Raw genomic sequence first — 19780 nt, forward strand, 5'->3', positions numbered from 1 at the left:
GGCCGTTCTTACAGAGCTTCGGAATTGGTTTCGCCGGTGCGGATGCGCACGGCCTGGTCGATCGAGTAGACAAAGATCTTGCCGTCGCCGATCTGACCGGTCTTGGCAGCGGAAGCGATCGCTTCGACGGCCTTGTCGGCTAGCTCGGAGGCAACGGCGATCTCGATCTTCAACTTCGGCAGAAAGCTGACGGCATATTCGGTGCCGCGGTAGATTTCGGTGTGCCCCTTCTGGCGGCCGTAACCCTTCACTTCGGTCACGGTCAGGCCCTGAATGCCAACAGCGGTGAGGGCTTCGCGCACCTCATCCAGCTTGAACGGCTTGATGATGGCCATCACAATCTTCATCTGGTTTCCCATCCTTTGCTTGTCCTCGGCCCCGAGCCGACTCTCCTTGCCGTCGGCAAAAACATTCGCCGAGCGACTGGAGGGAGACATTCAAAGTATGTGCCAGTTTGAAAGAGGCTAAAAAGTTATTGAATTATAAACACTTAAGAATCGGCATCCAATAAAGGAGCATTTGGTCGGCCCATGTGCGCCTAAAATATGGGCAAAACCTCTATTTTGCTCTCGGTTTAGGCATCTGCCCTTTTCCGGATCAAACCTTCCTGGGCGACCGAAGCGACGAGCACGCCGTCGCGGCTGTAGATGCTGCCGCGCGTCATGCCGCGGGCGCCGGACGCACTCGGACTGTCCTGGGTATAGAGCAGCCAGTCGTCGAGCCGGCAGGGGCGATGGAACCACATGGCGTGATCGAGGCTGGCGGGCTGGATTTCCGGATTGAAGATCGACGTTCCGTGCGGATAGAGCGAGGTGTCGAGCAGGGTCATGTCGGACAGATAGGCGAGCATGGCATACTGATAATGGTGATCGTCCGGCACCGGCCCCGTGGTGCGAACCCAGATATGCGCGGTCGGGTCGAGCTTTTCGTTTGAGATGTAGTGGGTGAGCGACACCGGGCGGATCTCGATCGGTCGCTCACGGCCCCAGTAGCGCTTGACGGTGTCGGGAGCCTGGGCGAGGAAGACCTCGCGGAATTCCTTCTCGCCCATCAGGCTGCCGGGTTGCGGTACCTCCGGAATGGACATCTGGTGATCGTAGCCGGGTTCTTCGATCTGGAACGAACAGGACATCGCGAAGATGGTCTTGCCATGCTGGACGGCGACGACGCGGCGGGTGGTGAAGCTCGTGCCGTCGCGGGTGCGCTCGACCTCGAAGATGATCGGCACGGACGGATCGCCGGGGCGGACAAAATAGGCGTGCAGCGAGTGGACGTGCCGGTCAAGGTCGACGCAGCGCTGGGCCGCCATCAGCGCCTGGGCGATGACCTGGCCGCCGAACACCCGCTGCCAGCCGTTCTGCGGGCTCTTGCCGCGGAACAGGTTTTCCTCGAGCTTTTCGAGATCCAGCGTCTCGATCAGCCGGTCCATGGCAGTGGGATTTTCGCTCGAATTCGGCATAATAGCGCGCCCCGCTTGTAGGAACTAGTTCAACGCTGATCTATATAGGAGCGCGGGCGTGCACAAGGGCAAAGGAATTTCGTCATGCTGGATTTGCTGATCGTCGGCGGTGGTTATGTGGGGCTCTCGGTCGCGGTCGCGGTCAAGCAGGCGGCACCGCATCTGGCCGTCGAGGTGATCGAGGCGGCGCCCGAAGACGCCTGGAAGAAGGATCCGCGCGCCTCGGCGATCATTGCCGCCGCCACCAAAATGCTCGATGTCTTCGGCATCTGGGACCTGATCGAGCCCGAGGCGCAGCCGATCACGAGGATGATCGTCACCGATTCGAAGACGTCCGATCCGGTCCGCCCGGTTTTCCTCACCTTCGACGGCGCGGTGGAAGAGGGGCGCCCGTTCGCCCACATGATCCCCAATGTCGCGATGGTCGGCGCGTTGCGCGAGGCCTGCAGCAAGGCCGGGATTACGATTCGCCATGGCGTGCGCGCGGTCGGTTTCCGCAATGCCGGTCCGGCGGCCGAGCTTTCGCTCTCCGACGGTTCCGTCGTTTCGGCACGGCTGGTCGTCGCCTGCGACGGCGTGCGTTCCAAGCTTCGTGATCTCGCCGGCATCAAGACCGTCAGCTGGAATTATGGCCAGTCCGGCATCGTGACGACTGTCGAGCACGAACGTCCCCACGAGGGAGCGGCGGAAGAACATTTCCTGCCGGCCGGCCCCTTCGCCATCCTGCCGCTCAAGGGCAACCGTTCGTCTCTGGTCTGGACCGAGCGCACGGAGGATGCCGACCGGCTAGTCGCATCCGACGACCTCGTTTTCGAGGAGGAGCTGGAGCGTCGCTTCGGCCACAAGCTGGGAACGATCCGCGCCACCGGCGACCGCCGCGCCTTTCCGCTCGGTCTGACGCTGGCGCGCGAATTCGTGGCGCCGCGGCTGGCGCTGGCGGGCGACGCCGCGCACGGGATCCATCCGATTTCGGGCCAAGGCCTCAATCTCGGCTTCAAAGATGTCGCGGCGCTTGCCGAGACGATCGTCGACGCGGACCGCCTCGGCCTCGACATCGGCGATCTCAACGTGCTGGAGCGCTACCAGACGTGGCGCCGTTTCGACACGTTCCGCATGGGTGTGACGACCGACGTGCTGAACCGGATGTTCTCGAACGACATCACGCCGCTTCGTGTCCTGCGGGACGTCGGGCTCGGCATGGTCGACCGCCTGCCGGGGCTTAAATCCTATTTCATCCGCGAAGCCGCCGGGACCGCCGGCGGGGGTCGGCCGAAGCTTCTGGCCGGCGAGGCGATCTGAGTTTCGCCGTCTGGCAACGCCATCGCCGGGGTGTGCCGGTCCTCCCGCCGAAAGCCCATCTTGCGGCGCCGCGTCACCGTCACTAGGTTCACCGCGATCCGAGAATTCAGGAACAAGACCCATGCAGTTTACCGGCACCGCCGACTATATCGCCGACAAGGATCTGATGGTCGCCGTCAACGCGGCGATCGCGCTGGAGCGTCCGCTGCTGGTGAAGGGCGAACCCGGCACGGGCAAGACCGAGCTTGCCCGCCAGGTGGCCGCGGCGCTTGGCCTCGACATGATCGAGTGGAGCATCAAATCGACGACGAAGGCGCAGCAGGGCCTTTACGAGTATGACGCGGTGTCGCGGCTGCGCGACAGCCAGCTTGGCGACGAGCGGGTCAACGATGTTCGCAACTATATCCGCCAGGGCAAGCTGTGGCAGGCCTTTGCCGCGGGTCGCAAGACCGTTCTGCTGATCGATGAGATCGACAAGGCCGACATCGAGTTCCCGAACGACCTCCTGCAGGAACTCGACCGAATGGAGTTCCATGTCTACGAGACCGGAGAGACGGTGAAGGCGGCGGTCCGGCCGATCGTCATCATCACCTCGAACAACGAGAAGGAACTGCCGGACGCGTTTCTGCGCCGCTGCTTCTTCCACTACATCCGCTTCCCCGACGCGGATACACTCACGCGTATCGTCGAGGTGCACTATCCCGGCATCAAACAGGCACTGATCCGCTCGGCGCTCACCCAGTTCTACGAGATCCGCGAGACGCCGGGGCTCAGGAAGAAGCCCTCGACCTCGGAGGCCCTCGACTGGATCCGGCTTCTGGTGGCCGAGGATGTCGATCCTGCCGACCTGCGCGCCGATCCGAAGCAGGCCCTGCCCAAGCTGCACGGCGCGCTCCTGAAAAACGAGCAGGATGTGCATCTCTTCGAACGGCTGGCTTTCATGGCGCGTCGCGAGGGGCGCCAGGGCTGACGTTCCGTTCCTGCCGGCCGCGGCGCAATATCCTTTTTCGTTGACCCGCCGCGGCGGGAAAGCTATCTAGGAGCGTCCCGTGGTGATTTGGCCGGCCGGCTTGCAGCCACGTTAAAGAAGTCGCTAAAGGGGCCGAGGAAAGTCGTATTTTCCCGTGCACCGGTCGCGATTTCTCGCCGCCGGTTTTATTTTGCGGTTTTGCCGCCGATGCTGGGAATGAAACGATGCCGATCAGGATACCCGATACACTGCCCGCCTTCGAAACCCTCGTCCACGAGGGTGTGCGGGTGATGACCGAGACGGTGGCCGTCCGCCAGGACATCCGCCCGCTGCAGATCGGCCTGCTCAACCTCATGCCGAACAAGATCAAGACCGAGGTGCAGTTCGCCCGGCTGATCGGCGCCTCGCCGCTGCAGGTCGAGCTCAGCCTCGTGAGGGTCGGCGGCCACAAGGCCAAGAACACCTCGGAAGAACACCTGCTTTCCTTCTACCAGACCTGGGAAGAGGTGAAGGACCGCAAGTTCGACGGTTTCATCATCACCGGCGCCCCGGTCGAGACGCTCGACTACGAGGACGTCACCTACTGGAGCGAGATGGAGCAGATCTTCGACTGGACCGAGACCAACGTCCATTCGACGATGAATGTCTGCTGGGGGGCGATGGCCGCCATCTACCATTTCCACAAGGTGCCCAAGCATGCGCTGAAGCAGAAGGCGTTCGGCGTCTATCGCCATCGCAACCTCGCGCCATCCTCGGTCTACCTCAATGGCTTTTCCGACGACTTCCAGGTGCCGGTGTCGCGCTGGACCGAGGTGCGCCGCGCCGACATCGCAAAAGTGCCGTCGCTCGAGATCCTGATGGAATCCGACGAGATGGGCGTCTGCCTGGTGCACGAGAAGCGCGGTAACCGGCTCTACATGTTCAATCACGTCGAATATGATTCCACCTCGCTCGCCGACGAGTATTTCCGTGACGTGAACGCCGGTCAGCCGATCAAGATGCCGCACGACTACTTCCCGCACAACGATCCGACGATCCCGCCGCTCAACCGCTGGCGCAGCCACGCGCACCTGCTGTTCGGCAACTGGATCAACGAAATTTACCAGATGACGCCGTATGATCTGCAGGACATCGGGCTGGAGCGCTGACATGGCTGGCAATGTGGAGATACGGTCGCTTCGCGCCGAGGACGAAACCGCCTGGCGTCGCCTGTGGAGGGACTATCTCGCCTTCTACGAGACGGAACTGCCGGAAGAGATCTATGCCACGACGTTTGCGCGGCTGACCGGAAACGAGGCCGGAGACTATCGCGGCCTCGTGGCCCTCGTTGATGGCCGGCCCGCGGGCCTTGCGCATTATCTCTTCCATCGGTCCTGCTGGCATATCGACAACATCTGCTATCTTCAGGATCTCTATGCCGATCCGGAGATCCGCGGCAGCGGCGTCGGTCGTGCGCTGATCGAGGCGGTCTACGAGCGGGCACGCGCCGAGGGTTCGAAGGAGGTCTGCTGGATGACGCAGGAATTCAACGCGACCGCGCGCCGGCTCTACGATCGGATCGCGGAGAAGACGCCCTTCATCATCTACCAGAAGAATTTCTGACGGCGATGTTCGTTCCCTTCTTCCTCAAGCTCAAGGAAGCGCGAGTTCCGGTCACGCTCCGGGAATTCCTGGTGCTTCTCGAGGGCATGGAGAAGGGGCTGGCAGCGTTCGATACCGAGGCCTTCTATTTCCTGGCGCGGACGGCGCTGGTGAAGGACGAACGGCATATCGACCGGTTCGACCGGGTCTTTGCCGAGATCTTCGGCGGGCTGGAGACGGCTTCGGGTGGCGACGGCGTGGAAAGCGCGGCGATCCCGGAGGAATGGCTGAGGAAACTCGCCGAAAAACACCTGTCGGACGAAGACAAGAAACTGGTCGAGGCGCTCGGCGGCTTCGAAAAGCTGATGGAGACGCTCCGGCAGCGGCTGGCCGAGCAGAAGGAGCGCCACCAAGGCGGCTCGAAATGGATCGGCACGGCCGGCACCTCGCCCTTCGGCGCCTATGGCTACAATCCAGAAGGCGTGAGGATCGGCCAGGACGAGAGCCGCCATCGCCGCGCGGTCAAGGTCTGGGATAAGCGCGAGTTCCGCAATCTCGACGACACGGTGGAGCTCGGCACCCGCAACATCAAGGTGGCGCTCAGGCGCCTTCGCCGCTTCATCCGCGAGGGGGCGGCAGAGGAGTTCGACCTTACCGGGACGATCCGCGCCACGGCCGAGCACGGCTATCTCGACGTCAAGACACAGCCCGAGCGGCGCAATGCAGTGAAGCTCCTGATGTTCTTCGACGTCGGCGGCTCGATGGACGACCACATCCGCACCGTCGAGGAGCTGTTTTCGGCGGCCCGGTCCGAGTTCAAGCACATGGATTATTTCTACTTCCACAACTGCCCCTATGAGTGGGTGTGGAAGGACAACAACCGCCGCATGGCCGAGGTCATCCCGACCGCCGACGTCATCCGCACCTACGGGTCCGACTACAGGCTGATCTTCGTCGGCGACGCGTCGATGAGCCCCTACGAGATCACCCATGCCGGCGGTTCAGTCGAGCATTGGAACACGGAGGCCGGTGCCGTCTGGGTCGACCGGCTGACCGGGCATTTCCGCCGCAGCCTGTGGATCAATCCGCTGCGGCAGGATCGCTGGAGCTACACGGCTTCGGTCGGGTTGATTCGGCGCCTGATGGGCGGGCGTATGTTTCCGCTGACGCTCGGCGGGCTGGAAGAAGCCGCGCGCGAGCTCGCACGATAAACAGCCGAAAGGCGGAGGAGAACGGAATGGCAGGGCGCGAAGTGTTCGGCACCACCGAGGCCGGCGAAACGGTAGAGCGCGTGACGCTTTCCGGCGGCGGCATGACCGCCAGGATCATCACCCTCGGTGCCGCGATCCAGGATCTGCGTCTCGACGGTCATGCCGCGCCGCTGGTGCTCGGCTTCGAGCGCCTTGAGGACTATGAGCGCCATTCGCCCTATTTCGGCGCGACGCCCGGCCGGTGCGCCAACCGGATCGCGCATGGACGTTTTTCGATCGACGGCGTCGACTACCAGCTCGAATGCAACGAGCGCGGCCTCACCCATCTGCACGGCGGCTCCACGGGCATGGCGCAACAGAACTGGTCGATCGTCGATCGGGGTAGCGACCATGTCACGCTTGAGGTGATCGATCCGGACGGCCGGGCCGGCTATCCGGGAAATTGCGTGATCCGCGCCACCTACGCGCTGAAGGCGGAGGGCGTGCTTTCCGTCGGTTACGAGAGCTCGACGGACCGAGCAACCATCGCCAATGTCTGCCAGCATTCCTACTTCAATCTCGACGGCCGCGACGACATTCTCGGCCATGACCTGATGATCGCCGCCGACCATTATCTGCCGGTCGATCAGGACCTGATCCCGACCGGCGAAGTCCGTGCAGTCGCGGGAACCGCCTTCGATTTCCGCAGTGCCGCTCCGATCGCCCGTGAGGAGGACGGCAAGCAGGTTCCCTTCGACCACAATTTCTGCCTGGCGCGGGAACGCGGAGCCAAGCATTCGGTGGCGCTGGTGCGCAGCATCAATTCCGGCGTCGCCATGGAAATGCGCACGACAGAGCCGGGCGTACAATTCTATGCCGGCGTCTATCTCGACGTGCCGGTGCCGGGACTGGAAGGCCGGAACTACGGTCCCTATGCCGGCTTCTGCCTGGAGACGCAGATCTGGCCGGATGCCGTCAACCATCCCGGCTTTCCGGCCGCGATCCTCCGGCCCGGCAAGGTTTTGCGCCAGGAAACGGACTACGTGTTCACGAAAAGCTGAGTCGGGCCTCAGATCGCCGTGAAGCCGTTGTCGACGAAGAGGTGCACACCGTTGACGAAAGCCGACTCGTCGCTTGCCAGATAAAGCGCCGCGCGGGCCACGTCCTCGGGCTCGCCGATGCGGCCCTGCTGGGCGGCGATCGCGGCTTCCGAGACGTCGACGCCGTGGGCGGTGAGTTCGGCCACCTCGCGAAGCCCGTGCGGCGTGCGGATGAAGCCGGGGCAAACCGCGTTGCAGCGGATGTTGCGGTCGCGGAACTCCACGGCGATCGCGCGGGCGAACATGTGCACGGCGCCCTTCGTCGTATCGTAGAGAACTTCCATCGGCGTCGCCGCCACGGCAGAGATTGAGGAGGTGCAGACGATCGAGCCGCCGCCGGCAGCGATCATGCCCGGCAGGACCGCCTTCGTCATCAGGAACATGGAGCGTACGTTGACCGCATGCAGCCAGTCCCATTCCTGGAGCGTGGTTTCGAGGAACGGCTTGATGACGATCGTGCCGGCGTGGTTGAAGAGCACGGTCACTGCGCCGAAACGCGCCTCGACGCCGCGCACAGCGGCATTTACGGCCTCTTCGTCCGAGACGTCCGCGACGAAGCTCTCGGCCTCGCCGCCAGCATCGCGAATCGCGGCGACCGTCTTTGCGGCTTCCTCGCCGTTACGGTCGATGATGGCGACCTTCGCGCCCTCGGCCGCGAAGAGCTTCGATGCCGCTCCTCCCATGCCGGTCGCACCGCCCGAAACGATCGCGATCTTACCCTGAAGCCTGCCAGCCATGTTTTGTTTCCCCCTGAAAGGCGAGGGAACTATAGGACAAAAAACGGAGTCGGATAGACGGGGGGTGAAAAACAGCAGACGTAATTGAGAGTGCCAAGCCGGAAACCGGCGCCTGTACTGATTTCTTCCGGGAGAAGAAACTGGAGCGGGTGAGGCGATTCGAACGCCCGACCCCAACCTTGGCAAGGTTGTGCTCTACCCCTGAGCTACACCCGCTCATATCGACGATCCGGGGGTAGTCGGTGGATCGAAGGCCGTCCGTCTTGCGGCGACGGGCGCTATATGGCCCAACCATTTTTCAAATGCAACAGGGAAATGACGAAATTTTCGAGAAAAAGTGCGGCGGGTCGGTGCGGCTTCCGCAAAGCCCTGCAAACGCGGCATTTCGCCGATCCGCGACGATTGCCAAGTTCGGGGGGCGGACGTATCACTCCTTCGCCGGTCCGCTTGCGGCCCGTCCATTGCCCGTTTCAACGAGAAGAGACCATCGATGACCACCGCGCCCAAGACCGCAGAAGACCTCTACCGCTTCCTCGACGACCTGAAGATCGAGCACAAGACGAAGCATCACGAGCCGGTCTTCACCGTCGCCGAGTCGGTGGCGTTGCGCGACGAGATCCCGGGGGGCCATACCAAGAACCTGTTCGTCAAAGACAAGAAGGACCAGTTCTTCCTGTTGACCGTCGAGGAGAACGCCGTGGTCGATCTCAAGACCGTGCACACGCTGATCGGTGCCGCGAGCAAGGTCTCGTTCGGCAAGCCGGAAAAGCTGATGGAGTATCTCGGCGTTATTCCGGGCGCGGTGACCGCCTTCGGCGCGATCAACGACACCGGCCACAACGTGACCTTCGTCCTCGACAAGGATCTGATGGAGAACGACATCATCAACGGCCATCCGCTTTCCAACGATGCCACGACCTCGATCGGGCGGGATGACCTGATCCGTTTCATGGAGGCGACGGGTCACACGCCGCTTGTCTTGAAAGTCACGGCCTGACATACGATCTTAGCGGCAAAAGCGGCCCGTTCGGGCTCGAAAAGGTGCGGGAGACAATCGATGAGCGACAACAGCAATCCCTATGGCGGTTTCGGCGGGCAGATGACGGGACAGGCGCATTTCGGCGGCGTCGCTGCGCCTCAGGCGGGCGCTTCCGCGGCGGCCGCGATCAAGGACACCACGACCGCAGGCTTTGCCAAGGATGTTCTCGAGGAGAGCCGCAACCAGCCGGTTCTGGTCGATTTCTGGGCGCCGTGGTGCGGTCCCTGCAAGCAGCTCGCGCCGGTCATCGAGAAGGTCGTCAATGAAGCGCAGGGCCGGGTGAAGCTGGTCAAGCTCAACATCGACGATCATCCGGCTATCCCCGGCCAGCTCGGCATCCAGTCGATCCCGGCCGTGGTCGCCTTTGTCGGCGGCCGCCCAGTCGATGGCTTCATGGGTGCGGTGCCGGAAAGCCAGATCCGCCAGTTCATTGACAAGATCGCAGGTCCCGCCGGCGCCGACGAAGCCGCAGAAATCGAAGCCGTGCTTGAGGAGGCCGCGACGCTTCTGGCGAACGGCGATCTCCAGGGCGCCGCGCAGCTTTACGGCGCCGTTCTGCAGGCGACCCCCGACAATTCCAAGGCGGCTGCCGGCATGGCCGAGTGCATGATCGCTGCCGGCCAGCACGACCGCGCCAAGCAGTTGATCGCCGGCATGCCCGAAGAACAGCGCAACGCGCCAGAGATTCAGGCGATCGTCAAGAAGATCGAACAGATCGAGGAAGCCCGCAAGCTCGGCGATCCCGTGGCGCTCGAACACGCGCTGGCACTGAACCCCGACGATCACGAGGCGCGCATGAAGCTCGCCAAGATCCGCAACGTCGAGGGCCGGCGCGAAGAGGCGGCGGAACACCTGCTCCTGATAATGAAGCGCGACCGCAGCTTCGACGACGACGGCGCACGACGCCAGCTCCTGCAGTTCTTCGATGTCTGGGGGCCCAAGGATCCGGCAACCGCGATGGCACGCCGCAAGCTGTCGTCGATCCTGTTTTCGTGAGGATCGTGTTTCGTGGGACCCAAGGGCGGCTTCGCCCTTGAGTTTTGCGCACAAAGATCCACATTAAGCTTAGGTTACGGCCCAGTCCGGGCCGGACAGGGTGACGATCCATGCAAGTGGGCAATGCCAGATACCTGACCGAGAACGATCTGCCGGACGTGCTTCCGGTCTTTCCGATTGCCGGGGTGCTCCTGCTCCCCGGTGGACAACTCCCCCTCAACATCTTCGAGCCACGCTATCTCGCCATGTTCGATGCGGCCATGGCCGGCAATCGGCTGATCGGCATGATTCAGCCCGCCCTCAACGAGGGGCTGACGGACAACATTCTTCCGGAACGGCCTCCGCTCTGCCAGGTCGGCTGCATCGGGCGGATCACCTCGCTCACCGAGACCGGTGACGGGCGATACATCGCCTCGCTCGGTGGCATCTGTCGCTTCCGCCTGATGGAGGAGGTCCATTTGGCTGGAAAACCCTATCGCAGCTTCAACATCGCCCCCTTCATCGCCGATCTCGCGAGCGCCGAGGAAGAATCGACCGTCGACCGCGACGGTTTGCTCGCGGCCTTCCGCGCCTATCTCGATGCCAACAAGCTGGAAGCGGACTGGGAAAGCGTCGAGCGGGCCAGCAACATCACGCTGGTCAATTCGTTGTCGATGATGTCGCCCTTCGGCCCTGCCGAGAAGCAGGCGCTTCTTGAAGCGCCTGACCTGAAGAGCCGCGCCGAGACGCTGATCGCCATCACCGAATTCGTGCTCGCCCGATCCTTCGGCGATGCCGACACCGTCTTGCAATAGGCTCATCGACCGATGACGGATGAACGGCTCAGCAAGGTGGACGTCAAGCTTCTCGAACTGCTCGTCTGTCCGTTGACGCAGGGGCGGCTTTCCTATGATCGCGACCGCAACGAGCTCGTCTCCGCGCGCGCCGGCGTCGCCTATCCGATCCGTGACGGTATCCCCATCATGCTCGTTTCCGAAGCACGTAAGCTCGAGACCTGAACGGACTTCCCGTTTTCCGGGGCCGACTGCCCCTTCCCCCTCCCACTGGTGACGAACCGCTTTCCCTTTTGCCGCCAGATGGGTTAAGGGCTCTCTCCATGACGAAGACGACCTTCACCATCCTTCTGGGCGGCGCGCTCGACCCGACCGAACGGCTGAAAGCCGCGGTCGCGGGAAGCCGTGCGATCGCCGCGGACGGTGGCATGCGGCATGCGGGCGTGCTCGGGCTTTCACCTGAGCTCTGGGTCGGCGACTTCGACAGCTCGGCCGATCTTGCGATCGAGGATTTTGCCGGTGTGCCGCGCCTGCCCTATCCGGCCCAGAAGGCGGCGACCGACGGTGAGATCGCGGTCGAGGAAGCGCTTGCGCGCGGGGCAGAACGGCTGGTGCTGGCCGGTGCGCTCGGCGGCGAGCGATCCGACCATGCGCTGATGCATCTCCTGTCCGGAGTGGCGCTCGCCAAGGCCGGCGTCGACGTCATGATGAGCTCGGGCACGGAGGAGGCCTTTCCGCTGCTGCGCGATGCGCTGACGATCGACCTGCCGAAGGGCTCGCTGTTTTCGATCCTCGGGTTTTCGCCGCTTGCCGGCCTTTCCATCACCAATGCGCGCTATCCGCTCGACGACTTTGTCCTGCCGTTCGGTTCGTCGCGCACGATTTCCAACGTGGCCGAGGGGCCGGTGTCCTTTTCGCTGAAAAGCGGTGACGCCGTGATCCTCGCCCGCCCCTATGACCTTTCCGGAGCTTGATCTTGGCGCCTCCCATTCTCAAACTCGACGATATCTTCCTGTCCTTCGGGGGCACGCCGCTGCTTGCCGGCGCCAGCCTTCAGGTTGAACCCGGCGACCGAATCTGCCTGGTCGGACGCAACGGGTCCGGCAAGTCGACGCTGATGAAGATCGCCGCCGGAATGGTGGAGGCCCAGTCGGGCGAGGTGTTCCGCCATCCATCCTCGACGATCCGCTATCTCGAACAGGCGCCTGATTTTTCCGGTTATGCCACCGTTCAGGCCTACTGCGAGGCGGGGCTTGGGCCGGGCGATGATCCCTATCGCGTCACCTACATCCTCGACCATCTCGGCCTTTCCGGCCAGGAAGACCCGAAGAGCCTGTCGGGCGGCGAGGCGCGCCGGGCAGCACTCGCCCGCGTCATGGCGCCGGAACCAGACATCCTGATGCTCGACGAGCCGACCAACCACCTCGACCTGCCGACCATCGAATGGCTGGAAGGCGAGCTCGCCAAGTCGCGCAGCGCGCTGGTGCTGATCAGCCACGACCGCCGCTTCCTCGAAAAGGTGTCGACGGCGACCGTCTGGCTCGACCGCGGTCTTTCGCGTCGCCTCAACAAGGGTTTCGCCCATTTCGAGGAATGGCGCGACAAAGTGCTCGAGGAAGAAGAGATCGAGCAGCATAAGCTCGGCAAGGAGATCCAGCGCGAAGAGCATTGGCTGCGCTACGGCGTGACCGCAAGGCGCAAGCGCAACATGCGGCGCCTCGGCAACCTGCAGGCGCTGCGCGCCGAGTATCGCGGCCACAAGGGGCCGCAGGGCACGATCCAGGCCAACGTCACCGAAGGCAAGGAAAGCGGCAAGCTGGTCATCGAGGCGGACAAGATCACCAAGGCCTATGGTGAGCGGACGATCGTTTCGCCGTTCTCGATCCGGGTGCATCGCGGCGACTGCATCGGCTTGATCGGCCCGAACGGCGCCGGCAAGACGACGCTGCTCAAGATGCTGACGGGCCAGCTTGCGCCGGACACGGGAACCGTCAAGCTCGGCACCAATCTCGAGATCGCCGTGCTCGACCAGAAGCGCGAGGATCTCAACCCCGACGATACGCTGGCGCATTACCTGACCGACGGACGCGGCGAGAACCTGCTGGTCAACGGCGAGCAGAAGCATGTCACCGGTTACATGAAGGACTTCCTGTTCCAGCCGGAGCAGGCGCGCACGCCAATCCGCAACCTGTCGGGCGGTGAGCGGGCACGCCTGATGCTGGCGCGAATGATGGCCAGGCCGTCGAACCTTTTGATCCTCGACGAGCCGACCAACGACCTCGACATCGAGACGCTCGACCTGTTGCAGGAGATCGTCGCCGGCTATTCCGGCACCGTCATCCTGGTCAGCCATGACCGCGACTTCCTCGACCGCACCGTGACCTCGACGATCGCACCGGCCAATCCGGAGGCCCCGGACGGTCGCTGGATCGAATATGCCGGCGGCTATTCCGACATGCTGGCGCAGCGCAAGGGCGCCGAAGACGAGCGCAAGCGGGCGGAGAAGGCCGAGAAGGCGAAATCCGCCGAGACATCGGCCAAGCCGGCGGACGGTGGCGGAAGGGCCAAGGGCAAGCTCTCCTACAAGCAGAAGTTTGCGCTGGAGAACCTGCCGAAGGAGATGGAGAAGACGGAGAAGGAAATCGCCGCCCGCGAGGCGAAGATGGCCGACCCGAACCTCTTCACCAAGGATCCGGCAACGTTCAACAAGCTTGCCGCCGAGACCGAGAAGCTGCGCGCCGACCTTATTCGTATGGAAGAGGAATGGCTGGAGCTCGAAATGCTGCGCGAGGAACTGGAGGGCTGAGGTTCTTCTGTCCTCGACGCCGACGCTAGTACGCCGGGCGGACGGCGGGGTCTCAGCCCGCTTGCGGCGCCGACTCCTGCAGCGGCTCGCAATGGATCCGTTCCAGGTGCAGAAGGTTCGGCGAGAGCGTGTCGTAGAAGGCGGCAGAGCGGCCGATATAGACGAGTGTCGATCCGGATAGCTCGGCCAGCACGCCGGACAACCGAGTGACGGTATCCGGTTCGAGTCCTTCCAGAACATCGTTCAGCACGACCCAGCGCGGCCTGCGCAACAGGAGGCCGGCAAAGGCAATGGCCATCTGCTCATCCTTGTCGAGCAGTCGGTCCCAGCGAGCGCGTTCGTCGAGCCTGCCGACGAGACGTCCGAGGCCGACGCGCTGTAGCGATGCGATCATCGCTTCGTCCGTGAAGGCGGCTGAGGCGAGCGGGTAGGCGAGAACGCTCCTGAGCTTGCCCTCGGGCAGGTATTCCAGCTGGGGAACGAACAGGATGTCGTCTTCCCGGGGCAGGAGAATGCGGCCCTTGCCATAGGGCCAGAGGCCGGCGATGGCGTTGAACAGCAGTCTGCGGTTGACGCCCTGGTCGCCGTTGATCATCACGCGCTCGCCGAAGGCGATGGTCGGACTGCCTTCCTTGATCCGGAAGCCGTCCTGCTCGCAGTCGCCGTCGACATGGGAGGCGATCGATACCGCCTCGAGGGTCAGGCGTTCGGGCTCGCCGCGCAGGACGACGATCTGGCCTTCGCGCGGGCTGACATCCATGTCGATGAGCGCCGCGCGCAAGGTCGAGACGCGCAGCAGAGCTGCCTTCCAGTCGGCGATGGCGCCAAAATTGTCGACATACCAGCGCAGCGCCGAATGCACCTGGTTGAAGGCGGCCGCCGCCATCATCAGCCCGCCGAAAGTCATGGTTCCGGCGAAATAGGCGGGAGCCGCGATCAGAATCGGCACCAGGATGGCGAGCCAGCCGAAGCCGGCGGTGACCCAGGTCAGGTTGGTGAGCGCCGTGGCGAGCGCCCGGATGGAGCGCAGCACCGCATCGAGCTTGTCGTGGATATGGCGGCGCTCGGTCTCCTCGCCGCCGGCAAGTGCGATTGCCTCGAGGTTTTCGTTGGCACGCATCAGCGAGAAGCGCAGTTCGGCCTCGTTGGAGTAACGCTCGGCATTGAGGCGGGTCAGCTTCCATCCGACGACCTGGCTGAACAGCGAGGCAATGCCGGCATAGGCAACGGCGCCCCAGACCATGTAGCCGGGTATCGAGAAGCTGTAGTCCCGGAAATGGAAGACGAAGCCGCTCGACAGTTGCCACAAGACGCCGATGAAGCTCACAAGCAGGATAGTTGCCTGGACCAGGCCGATCGTCAGCGACGTGGTCATTTCGGCGAGCTTGCGGGCATCCTCGTGCAGGCGCTGGTCGGGATTGACGCCGAGCGGGCTCGTCATCATCAGGCGATAGGCCCGCCGATCCGTCAGCCATTCGTCGACCACGTTGCGCGCCAGGCCCTCGCGCATGTAGAGCGCGGTCATCTGGTTGAGCCAGGTCTGGATGACGTTCAGGAGCAGCAGGAAGCCCGCGATCTTGGCGAAATTGCCGAGCTCGGCGACGAAGGCATCGAGGTCGCGGCGTTCGAGCGAATTGTAGAACGGTGCGTTCCAGCTGTTCAGCAGGATCTGGCCGTAGGCCGTCAGGAGGATGATGGCCAGCAGCGCCGTGGCGAGAAGCATGATGCGGTTGCGAACCGGAGAGGCCCAGAAAGACGCCGTGGCTATGGTGAGTTGCCGTCGAAAACTGATCTCGATCGCCGCAGGGGCCGGTGCATCCGGCGCAGGAATATCGGGTACCGAATTGAACATGCAGTCAGTTTCTCGCCGTCTCGGCCCCATCAGATACCATGCCGGGACGGGATGTCCATGCGGGCTGTCAATATCGGGCCGTTCACGGGGCCATTCTAGACCAAAGAGGTTGGCAAAGGGTTTTCGCACGCGAAGTCCCGAGCGGCGAGGAGTGGCTGCGGCTTGCAAGCTGCGCGTCGGCACGTTATGTCTCTTCCTGCTCTAACGGGGTGCCCTTCTTCCGGCGACGGACGATTGGCTGAGAGGCGAACAGCCAACCCGCGGAACCTGATCCGGCTAACACCGGCGGAGGGATTAGACGCGTAGATCAAAGACGCCCTATCCCGATTTTTCAACATGCAGAGGAGGGGCGCATCATGCCGACCTGTCATCACTATCTTCGTCGCGGCCTTGCCGCAATTTTTGCGATCGCAGCGCTTTCGGCGCCGGCGGCCCATGCCGCCGACAAGAAGCTGACCATCTACACCTATGAAAGCTTCATCTCCGAATGGGGTCCAGGCCCGAAGGTCAAGGAGGCCTTCGAAAAGGGCTGCGCCTGCACCGTCGATTTCGTCGGCGTCGCCGATGGGGTGGCGCTTCTCACCCGCCTGAAGCTCGAGGGCGAGGGCAGCAAGGCCGACCTCGTGCTCGGCATCGACACCAACCTGGTCGCGGAAGCCAAGGCGACCGGTCTGTTCGAGGCCCACGGCATCGACACCGCTGCCGTCAAGGTGCCAGGTGGCTTCGCCGACGACACCTTCGTTCCCTATGACTACGGCCACTTCGCCGTCGTCTATGACAGCGAAACGCTCAAGAACCCGCCGAAGAGCCTGAAGGATCTGGTCGAGGGCAATCCCGCAGAGAAGATCGTCATTGAGGATCCGCGCACCTCGACGCCTGGCCTCGGCCTGCTGCTCTGGGTCAAGTCGGTCTATGGCGACAAGGCGCCGGAAGCCTGGACCAAGCTCAAGGACCGCGTGCTGACCGTCACTCCCGGCTGGTCGGAGGCCTATGGCCTGTTCACCAAGGGCGAGGCACCCATGGTGCTTTCCTACACGACGTCGCCAGCCTATCACATGGTTGCCGAAAACACCGAGCGCTACCAGGCTGCCGATTTCGCCGAAGGCCACTACGTCCAGATCGAGGTGGCCGGCATCCTGAAGTCGGGACCGGAAAAGGACCTCGCACGGCAGTTCCTGCAGTTCATGGTGACGCCCGGCTTCCAGGATACGATCGCCACCAACAACTGGATGATGCCGGCGACGGCGACGTCCGAGCCGCTGCCGGCAGCCTTCGACACGCTGGTAAAGCCGTCCAAGACCTTCCTGATGAGCCCGCAAGAGGTTGCCGAGCACCGCAAGGCCTGGATCGACGAGTGGCTCGCGGCCATGACGCTCAACTGATCATGGCGGCCGGGTTCCGTTCCCCGGGACGCAGGTGGCTGCCGGCTTTTGCCGGCGGCCTTGTCGTGCTCGCGCTGATCGGAGCCTTCGTTGGAACGGCGATCGTCTCCCTGCTGAAGATCGGCAGCGAAACCTCGCCGGTGTCCATATTCAGCGATCCCGTGGTTCGCTCCGTCTTGCGGTTCACGCTGCTGCAGGCTGTGCTGTCGACCCTCTTCTCGATCCTTGGCGCGATCCCGGTCGCCCGTGCACTGGCCCGGCAGCCCCGTTTTCCCGGGCGGGCCTGGCTTATCCGCCTGATGGCGGTGCCGATGGGGCTGCCGGTGCTCATCGGCGCGCTCGGCCTTGTCGGGATCTGGGGACGGCAGGGGCTGGTCAACGACCTGTTCGTCGCGCTGGGCGCGGACGGCCGTTTCGGCATCTACGGGCTTTCCGGCATCCTCATCGCGCATGTGTTCTTCAACATGCCGCTCGCCGCCCGCCTGATGCTGGCCGGGCTGGAAAACGTTCCGGCGGAATACTGGCGGTCCGGGGCGAGCCTCGGAATGGGCAGCCTTTCGACCTTCCGCTTCATCGAATGGCCGGTGATTGCGCGGGTCATCCCCGGCATTGCCGGCCTAATCTTCATGCTGTGTGCGACCAGCTTCACGCTGGTCCTGGTGCTCGGCGGCGGACCGGCGGCAACGACGATCGAGGTGGCGATCTACCAGGCGCTACGCTTCGATTTCGATCCGGTGCGCGCCGTCTCCCTGGCCTTCGCGCAGATTGCCGTCACGGCGGCGATCCTCGCGGCGATGGCGCTTTTCCCGGTGCCGTCCGATCCGGGCATGACGGCTGGAGCGGTGCCGCGCCGCTATGACGGCCGGAGCCTGCGTTCCCGCATCGCCGACGGGGTGGTCATTGTCGCTGCGGCGCTCTTCCTCGGGCTACCGCTCGGCCAGGTCGTGGTCGCAGGCCTCGGGGCCGATCTTCCGAAGCTCGTCAGGGAGGAGGCCGTCTGGCGGGCGGGGCTGACAAGCCTGACGATCGGGTTTTCGGCGGCCCTGCTTTCCGTTGCGGTTGCGGTCGCGATCATCCGTGCGCGGGCCGGGCTCGGTGACGGCCGGCGGATGCCGCTGTTCGGCTACACGCTCTCGGTCCTTCTCTCGGCTGCGTCCTCGCTCGTCCTACTCGTGCCGACCGCCGTGCTCGCCACCGGCTGGTTCATGATCCTGCGTGGTTTCGGAGACACCGCGACCTATGCGCCGGCGATCGTCGTCGGTATCAATGCGCTGATGGCGCTGCCCTTTGCCATGCGCGTCCTTTCGCCCGCCTTCGAAGAGCACAGGCTGCGGAGCGCGCGCCTAATCGACAGTCTTGGTATCCGCGGCATGGCGCGGCTGCGGCTGGTGGACTGGCCGGTGCTGCGCCGACCGGTGCTGACCGCACTCTCCTTCGCCATGGCGCTGTCGCTTGGTGATCTCGGGGCGGTGGCGCTGTTCGGCTCGGAAAACCTCACGACGCTGCCCTGGCTGATCTACAGCCGGATGGGCGCCTATCGCAGCCAGGATGCTGACGGGCTCGCGCTTGTGCTGGGCATCGTGTGCCTGATGCTTGCCCTCGCAGGGACGTCCGGTGCGGGACGAAGGGAGAGTGACAATGCCGCCTGAAACGAGAAGCGCGGTGGAGCTCGAAGACGTTGGGCTCAAGCTGGGGAGTGCCGAGTTTTACTTCGACTGCCGCATCGCCACCGGTCAGATCACCGCGATCGTCGGACCTTCGGGATCCGGCAAGTCGACGTTGCTCAACCTGATCGCCGGCTTCGAGCAGCCGGATACGGGGCGGGTCAGGATCGAGGGCGAGGACGTGACGGAGCGGCTGCCTGCCGCTCGGCCTGTCTCACTGGTGTTCCAGGACAACAACCTGTTTTCCCATCTCGATCTCTTCACCAATGTCGGGCTGGGGATCGACCCGGCCCTCCGGCTCACGGCCGCGGATCGTGCGTCGGTCTCGTCGGCGCTTGTCCGTGTCGGGCTCCAAGGCCAGGAGAAGCGCATGCCGGCAACACTTTCGGGTGGCGAGCGGCAGCGCGCGGCCTTTGCCCGGGCGCTGGTAAGAAAAAAGCCGGTGGTGCTGCTCGACGAACCTTTCGCCGCGCTCGATCCGGGCCTGCGCGCCGCGATGGTCGATCTCCTGGCCGATCTTCACCGCGAAACCGGCTTTACCATCGTGCTGGTGACGCACGATCCGCAGGACGTGGTTCGCCTTGCGTCCGACGTCCTGTTCCTGGAGCATGGCCGGATTGCGCTGCATGCAACGCGCGACGTGTTCTTCTCCCGGACGGATCTGCCGGCCATCGCCGCTTTTATCGGAGAATCAGCCCTCTAGCGGGATGGTGCCAGCGTTGTTCCGCCTTATTTTGGACGCTCGCGAGTGGCATTCGCTCAAGCCTCGACCGCCATACCGGCCCTTGTTTGTTTCCTTGTTCTCGACCTGCGCCTCTTTTTTCCCTATGCGAGTTTATCCATATCTAATGAATGGTGTTAAAAGGGCCGCACTGGTGAACGGCCTTGAGGGTTCATCCGTTTTCAGGTTGCGTCGGTCGGTCGGGCGCTTC

General features: G+C 63.7%; 19 protein-coding genes, 1 tRNA gene and 2 riboswitches. Of the genes, 15 read left to right on the forward strand and 5 right to left on the reverse strand.

Annotated elements, in window-relative coordinates:
- Positions 1–8: 8 nt before the first annotated feature.
- Positions 9–359 (reverse strand): P-II family nitrogen regulator, encoded by a 351-nt coding sequence (locus HHL25_RS15770; protein WP_169593302.1) that lies wholly within the window; start codon positions 357–359, stop codon positions 9–11.
- 215 nt (positions 360–574) lie between these two features.
- Entirely contained in the window at positions 575–1459 is an 885-nt protein-coding gene (gene tesB, locus HHL25_RS15775) for an acyl-CoA thioesterase II (protein ID WP_169593304.1), read from the reverse strand.
- Between the two features lie 84 nt (positions 1460–1543).
- Here tesB and HHL25_RS15780 point away from each other — a divergent pair, with 84 nt between their 5' ends.
- From HHL25_RS15780 to HHL25_RS15805, 6 genes are all read left to right on the forward strand, one after another.
- Positions 1544–2758: a ubiquinone biosynthesis hydroxylase gene (locus tag HHL25_RS15780; protein ID WP_169593305.1), complete on the forward strand. Its 1215-nt coding sequence runs from the start codon at positions 1544–1546 to the stop codon at positions 2756–2758.
- A gap of 121 nt (positions 2759–2879) precedes the next feature.
- On the forward strand, positions 2880–3728 hold the full coding sequence (locus HHL25_RS15785; RefSeq protein ID WP_169593307.1) for an AAA family ATPase: 849 nt from the start codon (positions 2880–2882) through the stop codon (positions 3726–3728).
- Positions 3729–3797: 69 nt separating this feature from the next.
- Positions 3798–3876: riboswitch (SAM riboswitch) on the forward strand.
- 76 nt (positions 3877–3952) lie between these two features.
- Entirely contained in the window at positions 3953–4876 is a 924-nt protein-coding gene (gene metA, locus HHL25_RS15790; RefSeq protein WP_169593310.1) for a homoserine O-acetyltransferase MetA, read from the forward strand.
- A 1-nt stretch (position 4877) separates the two neighbouring features.
- Positions 4878–5330: a GNAT family N-acetyltransferase gene (locus HHL25_RS15795; protein ID WP_169593312.1), complete on the forward strand. Its 453-nt coding sequence runs from the start codon at positions 4878–4880 to the stop codon at positions 5328–5330.
- Positions 5331–5335: 5 nt separating this feature from the next.
- Positions 5336–6520 (forward strand): vWA domain-containing protein, encoded by a 1185-nt coding sequence (locus tag HHL25_RS15800; RefSeq protein WP_169593314.1) that lies wholly within the window; start codon positions 5336–5338, stop codon positions 6518–6520.
- 26 nt (positions 6521–6546) lie between these two features.
- The gene (locus HHL25_RS15805; RefSeq protein WP_169593316.1) at positions 6547–7560 is read left to right on the forward strand and encodes an aldose epimerase family protein; all 1014 of its coding nucleotides are present in this window, start codon (positions 6547–6549) and stop codon (positions 7558–7560) included.
- Positions 7561–7568: 8 nt separating this feature from the next.
- Here the strand turns inward: HHL25_RS15805 and HHL25_RS15810 are convergent, their stop codons facing one another.
- Together HHL25_RS15810 and HHL25_RS15815 are read right to left on the reverse strand one after the other, a co-directional pair.
- On the reverse strand, positions 7569–8336 hold the full coding sequence (locus HHL25_RS15810; RefSeq protein WP_169593319.1) for an SDR family NAD(P)-dependent oxidoreductase: 768 nt from the start codon (positions 8334–8336) through the stop codon (positions 7569–7571).
- Positions 8337–8477: 141 nt separating this feature from the next.
- A tRNA-Gly gene (locus tag HHL25_RS15815) sits at positions 8478–8552 on the reverse strand.
- Positions 8553–8826: 274 nt separating this feature from the next.
- Between HHL25_RS15815 and HHL25_RS15820 the strand changes: the two genes are divergently transcribed.
- The 6 genes from HHL25_RS15820 to HHL25_RS15845 all read left to right on the forward strand — a co-directional run bounded on the left by HHL25_RS15820 (position 8827) and on the right by HHL25_RS15845 (position 13950).
- A complete protein-coding gene (locus HHL25_RS15820) occupies positions 8827–9333 on the forward strand; it encodes a prolyl-tRNA synthetase associated domain-containing protein (RefSeq protein ID WP_169593321.1) in 507 nt (168 codons plus the stop codon).
- A gap of 60 nt (positions 9334–9393) precedes the next feature.
- Positions 9394–10371 carry a thioredoxin gene (gene trxA, locus HHL25_RS15825; protein ID WP_169593323.1) on the forward strand — a complete coding sequence of 326 codons (978 nt, stop codon included), beginning with the start codon at positions 9394–9396 and terminating at the stop codon, positions 10369–10371.
- A 110-nt stretch (positions 10372–10481) separates the two neighbouring features.
- Positions 10482–11165 (forward strand): LON peptidase substrate-binding domain-containing protein, encoded by a 684-nt coding sequence (locus HHL25_RS15830; RefSeq protein WP_169593325.1) that lies wholly within the window; start codon positions 10482–10484, stop codon positions 11163–11165.
- Between the two features lie 12 nt (positions 11166–11177).
- The gene (locus tag HHL25_RS15835) at positions 11178–11369 is read left to right on the forward strand and encodes a Trm112 family protein (RefSeq protein ID WP_169593327.1); all 192 of its coding nucleotides are present in this window, start codon (positions 11178–11180) and stop codon (positions 11367–11369) included.
- A gap of 98 nt (positions 11370–11467) precedes the next feature.
- Positions 11468–12118, forward strand: a complete 651-nt coding sequence (locus HHL25_RS15840) for a thiamine diphosphokinase (RefSeq protein WP_169593329.1) — start codon at positions 11468–11470, stop codon at positions 12116–12118.
- 2 nt (positions 12119–12120) lie between these two features.
- On the forward strand, positions 12121–13950 hold the full coding sequence (locus HHL25_RS15845) for an ABC-F family ATP-binding cassette domain-containing protein (protein WP_169593331.1): 1830 nt from the start codon (positions 12121–12123) through the stop codon (positions 13948–13950).
- Positions 13951–14002: 52 nt separating this feature from the next.
- Here HHL25_RS15845 and HHL25_RS15850 read toward each other — a convergent pair whose 3' ends face one another.
- Positions 14003–15802 (reverse strand): ABC transporter ATP-binding protein/permease, encoded by a 1800-nt coding sequence (locus tag HHL25_RS15850; protein WP_169593333.1) that lies wholly within the window; start codon positions 15800–15802, stop codon positions 14003–14005.
- 195 nt (positions 15803–15997) lie between these two features.
- Positions 15998–16113: riboswitch (TPP riboswitch) on the forward strand.
- Between the two features lie 45 nt (positions 16114–16158).
- Between HHL25_RS15850 and thiB the strand changes: the two genes are divergently transcribed.
- The 3 genes from thiB to HHL25_RS15865 are packed head-to-tail and all read left to right on the forward strand — an operon-like array spanning position 16159 to position 19551.
- A complete protein-coding gene (gene thiB / locus HHL25_RS15855) occupies positions 16159–17184 on the forward strand; it encodes a thiamine ABC transporter substrate binding subunit (protein WP_169593335.1) in 1026 nt (341 codons plus the stop codon).
- A gap of 2 nt (positions 17185–17186) precedes the next feature.
- Positions 17187–18833: a thiamine/thiamine pyrophosphate ABC transporter permease gene (gene thiP, locus HHL25_RS15860; RefSeq protein ID WP_169594016.1), complete on the forward strand. Its 1647-nt coding sequence runs from the start codon at positions 17187–17189 to the stop codon at positions 18831–18833.
- Complete coding sequence (locus tag HHL25_RS15865) at positions 18823–19551, forward strand: thiamine ABC transporter ATP-binding protein (RefSeq protein WP_169593337.1); 729 nt, start codon at positions 18823–18825, stop codon at positions 19549–19551. Before thiP ends, HHL25_RS15865 begins: the two co-directional genes overlap by 11 nt.
- Positions 19552–19780 lie beyond the last annotated feature (229 nt).

This window comes from Rhizobium terricola, assembly GCF_012927355.1.
In the GTDB taxonomy this organism is placed as follows: Bacteria; Pseudomonadota; Alphaproteobacteria; order Rhizobiales; family Rhizobiaceae; genus Allorhizobium; species Allorhizobium terricola.

Coding starts and splice junctions, on each gene's coding strand:
- HHL25_RS15770 (WP_169593302.1), bottom strand. CDS start 359: ATGGGAAACCAGATGAAGATTGTGATGGCCATCATCAAGCCGTTCAAG.
- tesB (WP_169593304.1), bottom strand. CDS start 1,459: ATGCCGAATTCGAGCGAAAATCCCACTGCCATGGACCGGCTGATCGAG.
- HHL25_RS15780 (WP_169593305.1), top strand. CDS start 1,544: ATGCTGGATTTGCTGATCGTCGGCGGTGGTTATGTGGGGCTCTCGGTC.
- HHL25_RS15785 (WP_169593307.1), top strand. CDS start 2,880: ATGCAGTTTACCGGCACCGCCGACTATATCGCCGACAAGGATCTGATG.
- metA (WP_169593310.1), top strand. CDS start 3,953: ATGCCGATCAGGATACCCGATACACTGCCCGCCTTCGAAACCCTCGTC.
- HHL25_RS15795 (WP_169593312.1), top strand. CDS start 4,878: ATGGCTGGCAATGTGGAGATACGGTCGCTTCGCGCCGAGGACGAAACC.
- HHL25_RS15800 (WP_169593314.1), top strand. CDS start 5,336: ATGTTCGTTCCCTTCTTCCTCAAGCTCAAGGAAGCGCGAGTTCCGGTC.
- HHL25_RS15805 (WP_169593316.1), top strand. CDS start 6,547: ATGGCAGGGCGCGAAGTGTTCGGCACCACCGAGGCCGGCGAAACGGTA.
- HHL25_RS15810 (WP_169593319.1), bottom strand. CDS start 8,336: ATGGCTGGCAGGCTTCAGGGTAAGATCGCGATCGTTTCGGGCGGTGCG.
- HHL25_RS15820 (WP_169593321.1), top strand. CDS start 8,827: ATGACCACCGCGCCCAAGACCGCAGAAGACCTCTACCGCTTCCTCGAC.
- trxA (WP_169593323.1), top strand. CDS start 9,394: ATGAGCGACAACAGCAATCCCTATGGCGGTTTCGGCGGGCAGATGACG.
- HHL25_RS15830 (WP_169593325.1), top strand. CDS start 10,482: ATGCAAGTGGGCAATGCCAGATACCTGACCGAGAACGATCTGCCGGAC.
- HHL25_RS15835 (WP_169593327.1), top strand. CDS start 11,178: ATGACGGATGAACGGCTCAGCAAGGTGGACGTCAAGCTTCTCGAACTG.
- HHL25_RS15840 (WP_169593329.1), top strand. CDS start 11,468: ATGACGAAGACGACCTTCACCATCCTTCTGGGCGGCGCGCTCGACCCG.
- HHL25_RS15850 (WP_169593333.1), bottom strand. CDS start 15,802: ATGTTCAATTCGGTACCCGATATTCCTGCGCCGGATGCACCGGCCCCT.
- thiB (WP_169593335.1), top strand. CDS start 16,159: ATGCCGACCTGTCATCACTATCTTCGTCGCGGCCTTGCCGCAATTTTT.
- thiP (WP_169594016.1), top strand. CDS start 17,187: ATGGCGGCCGGGTTCCGTTCCCCGGGACGCAGGTGGCTGCCGGCTTTT.
- HHL25_RS15865 (WP_169593337.1), top strand. CDS start 18,823: ATGCCGCCTGAAACGAGAAGCGCGGTGGAGCTCGAAGACGTTGGGCTC.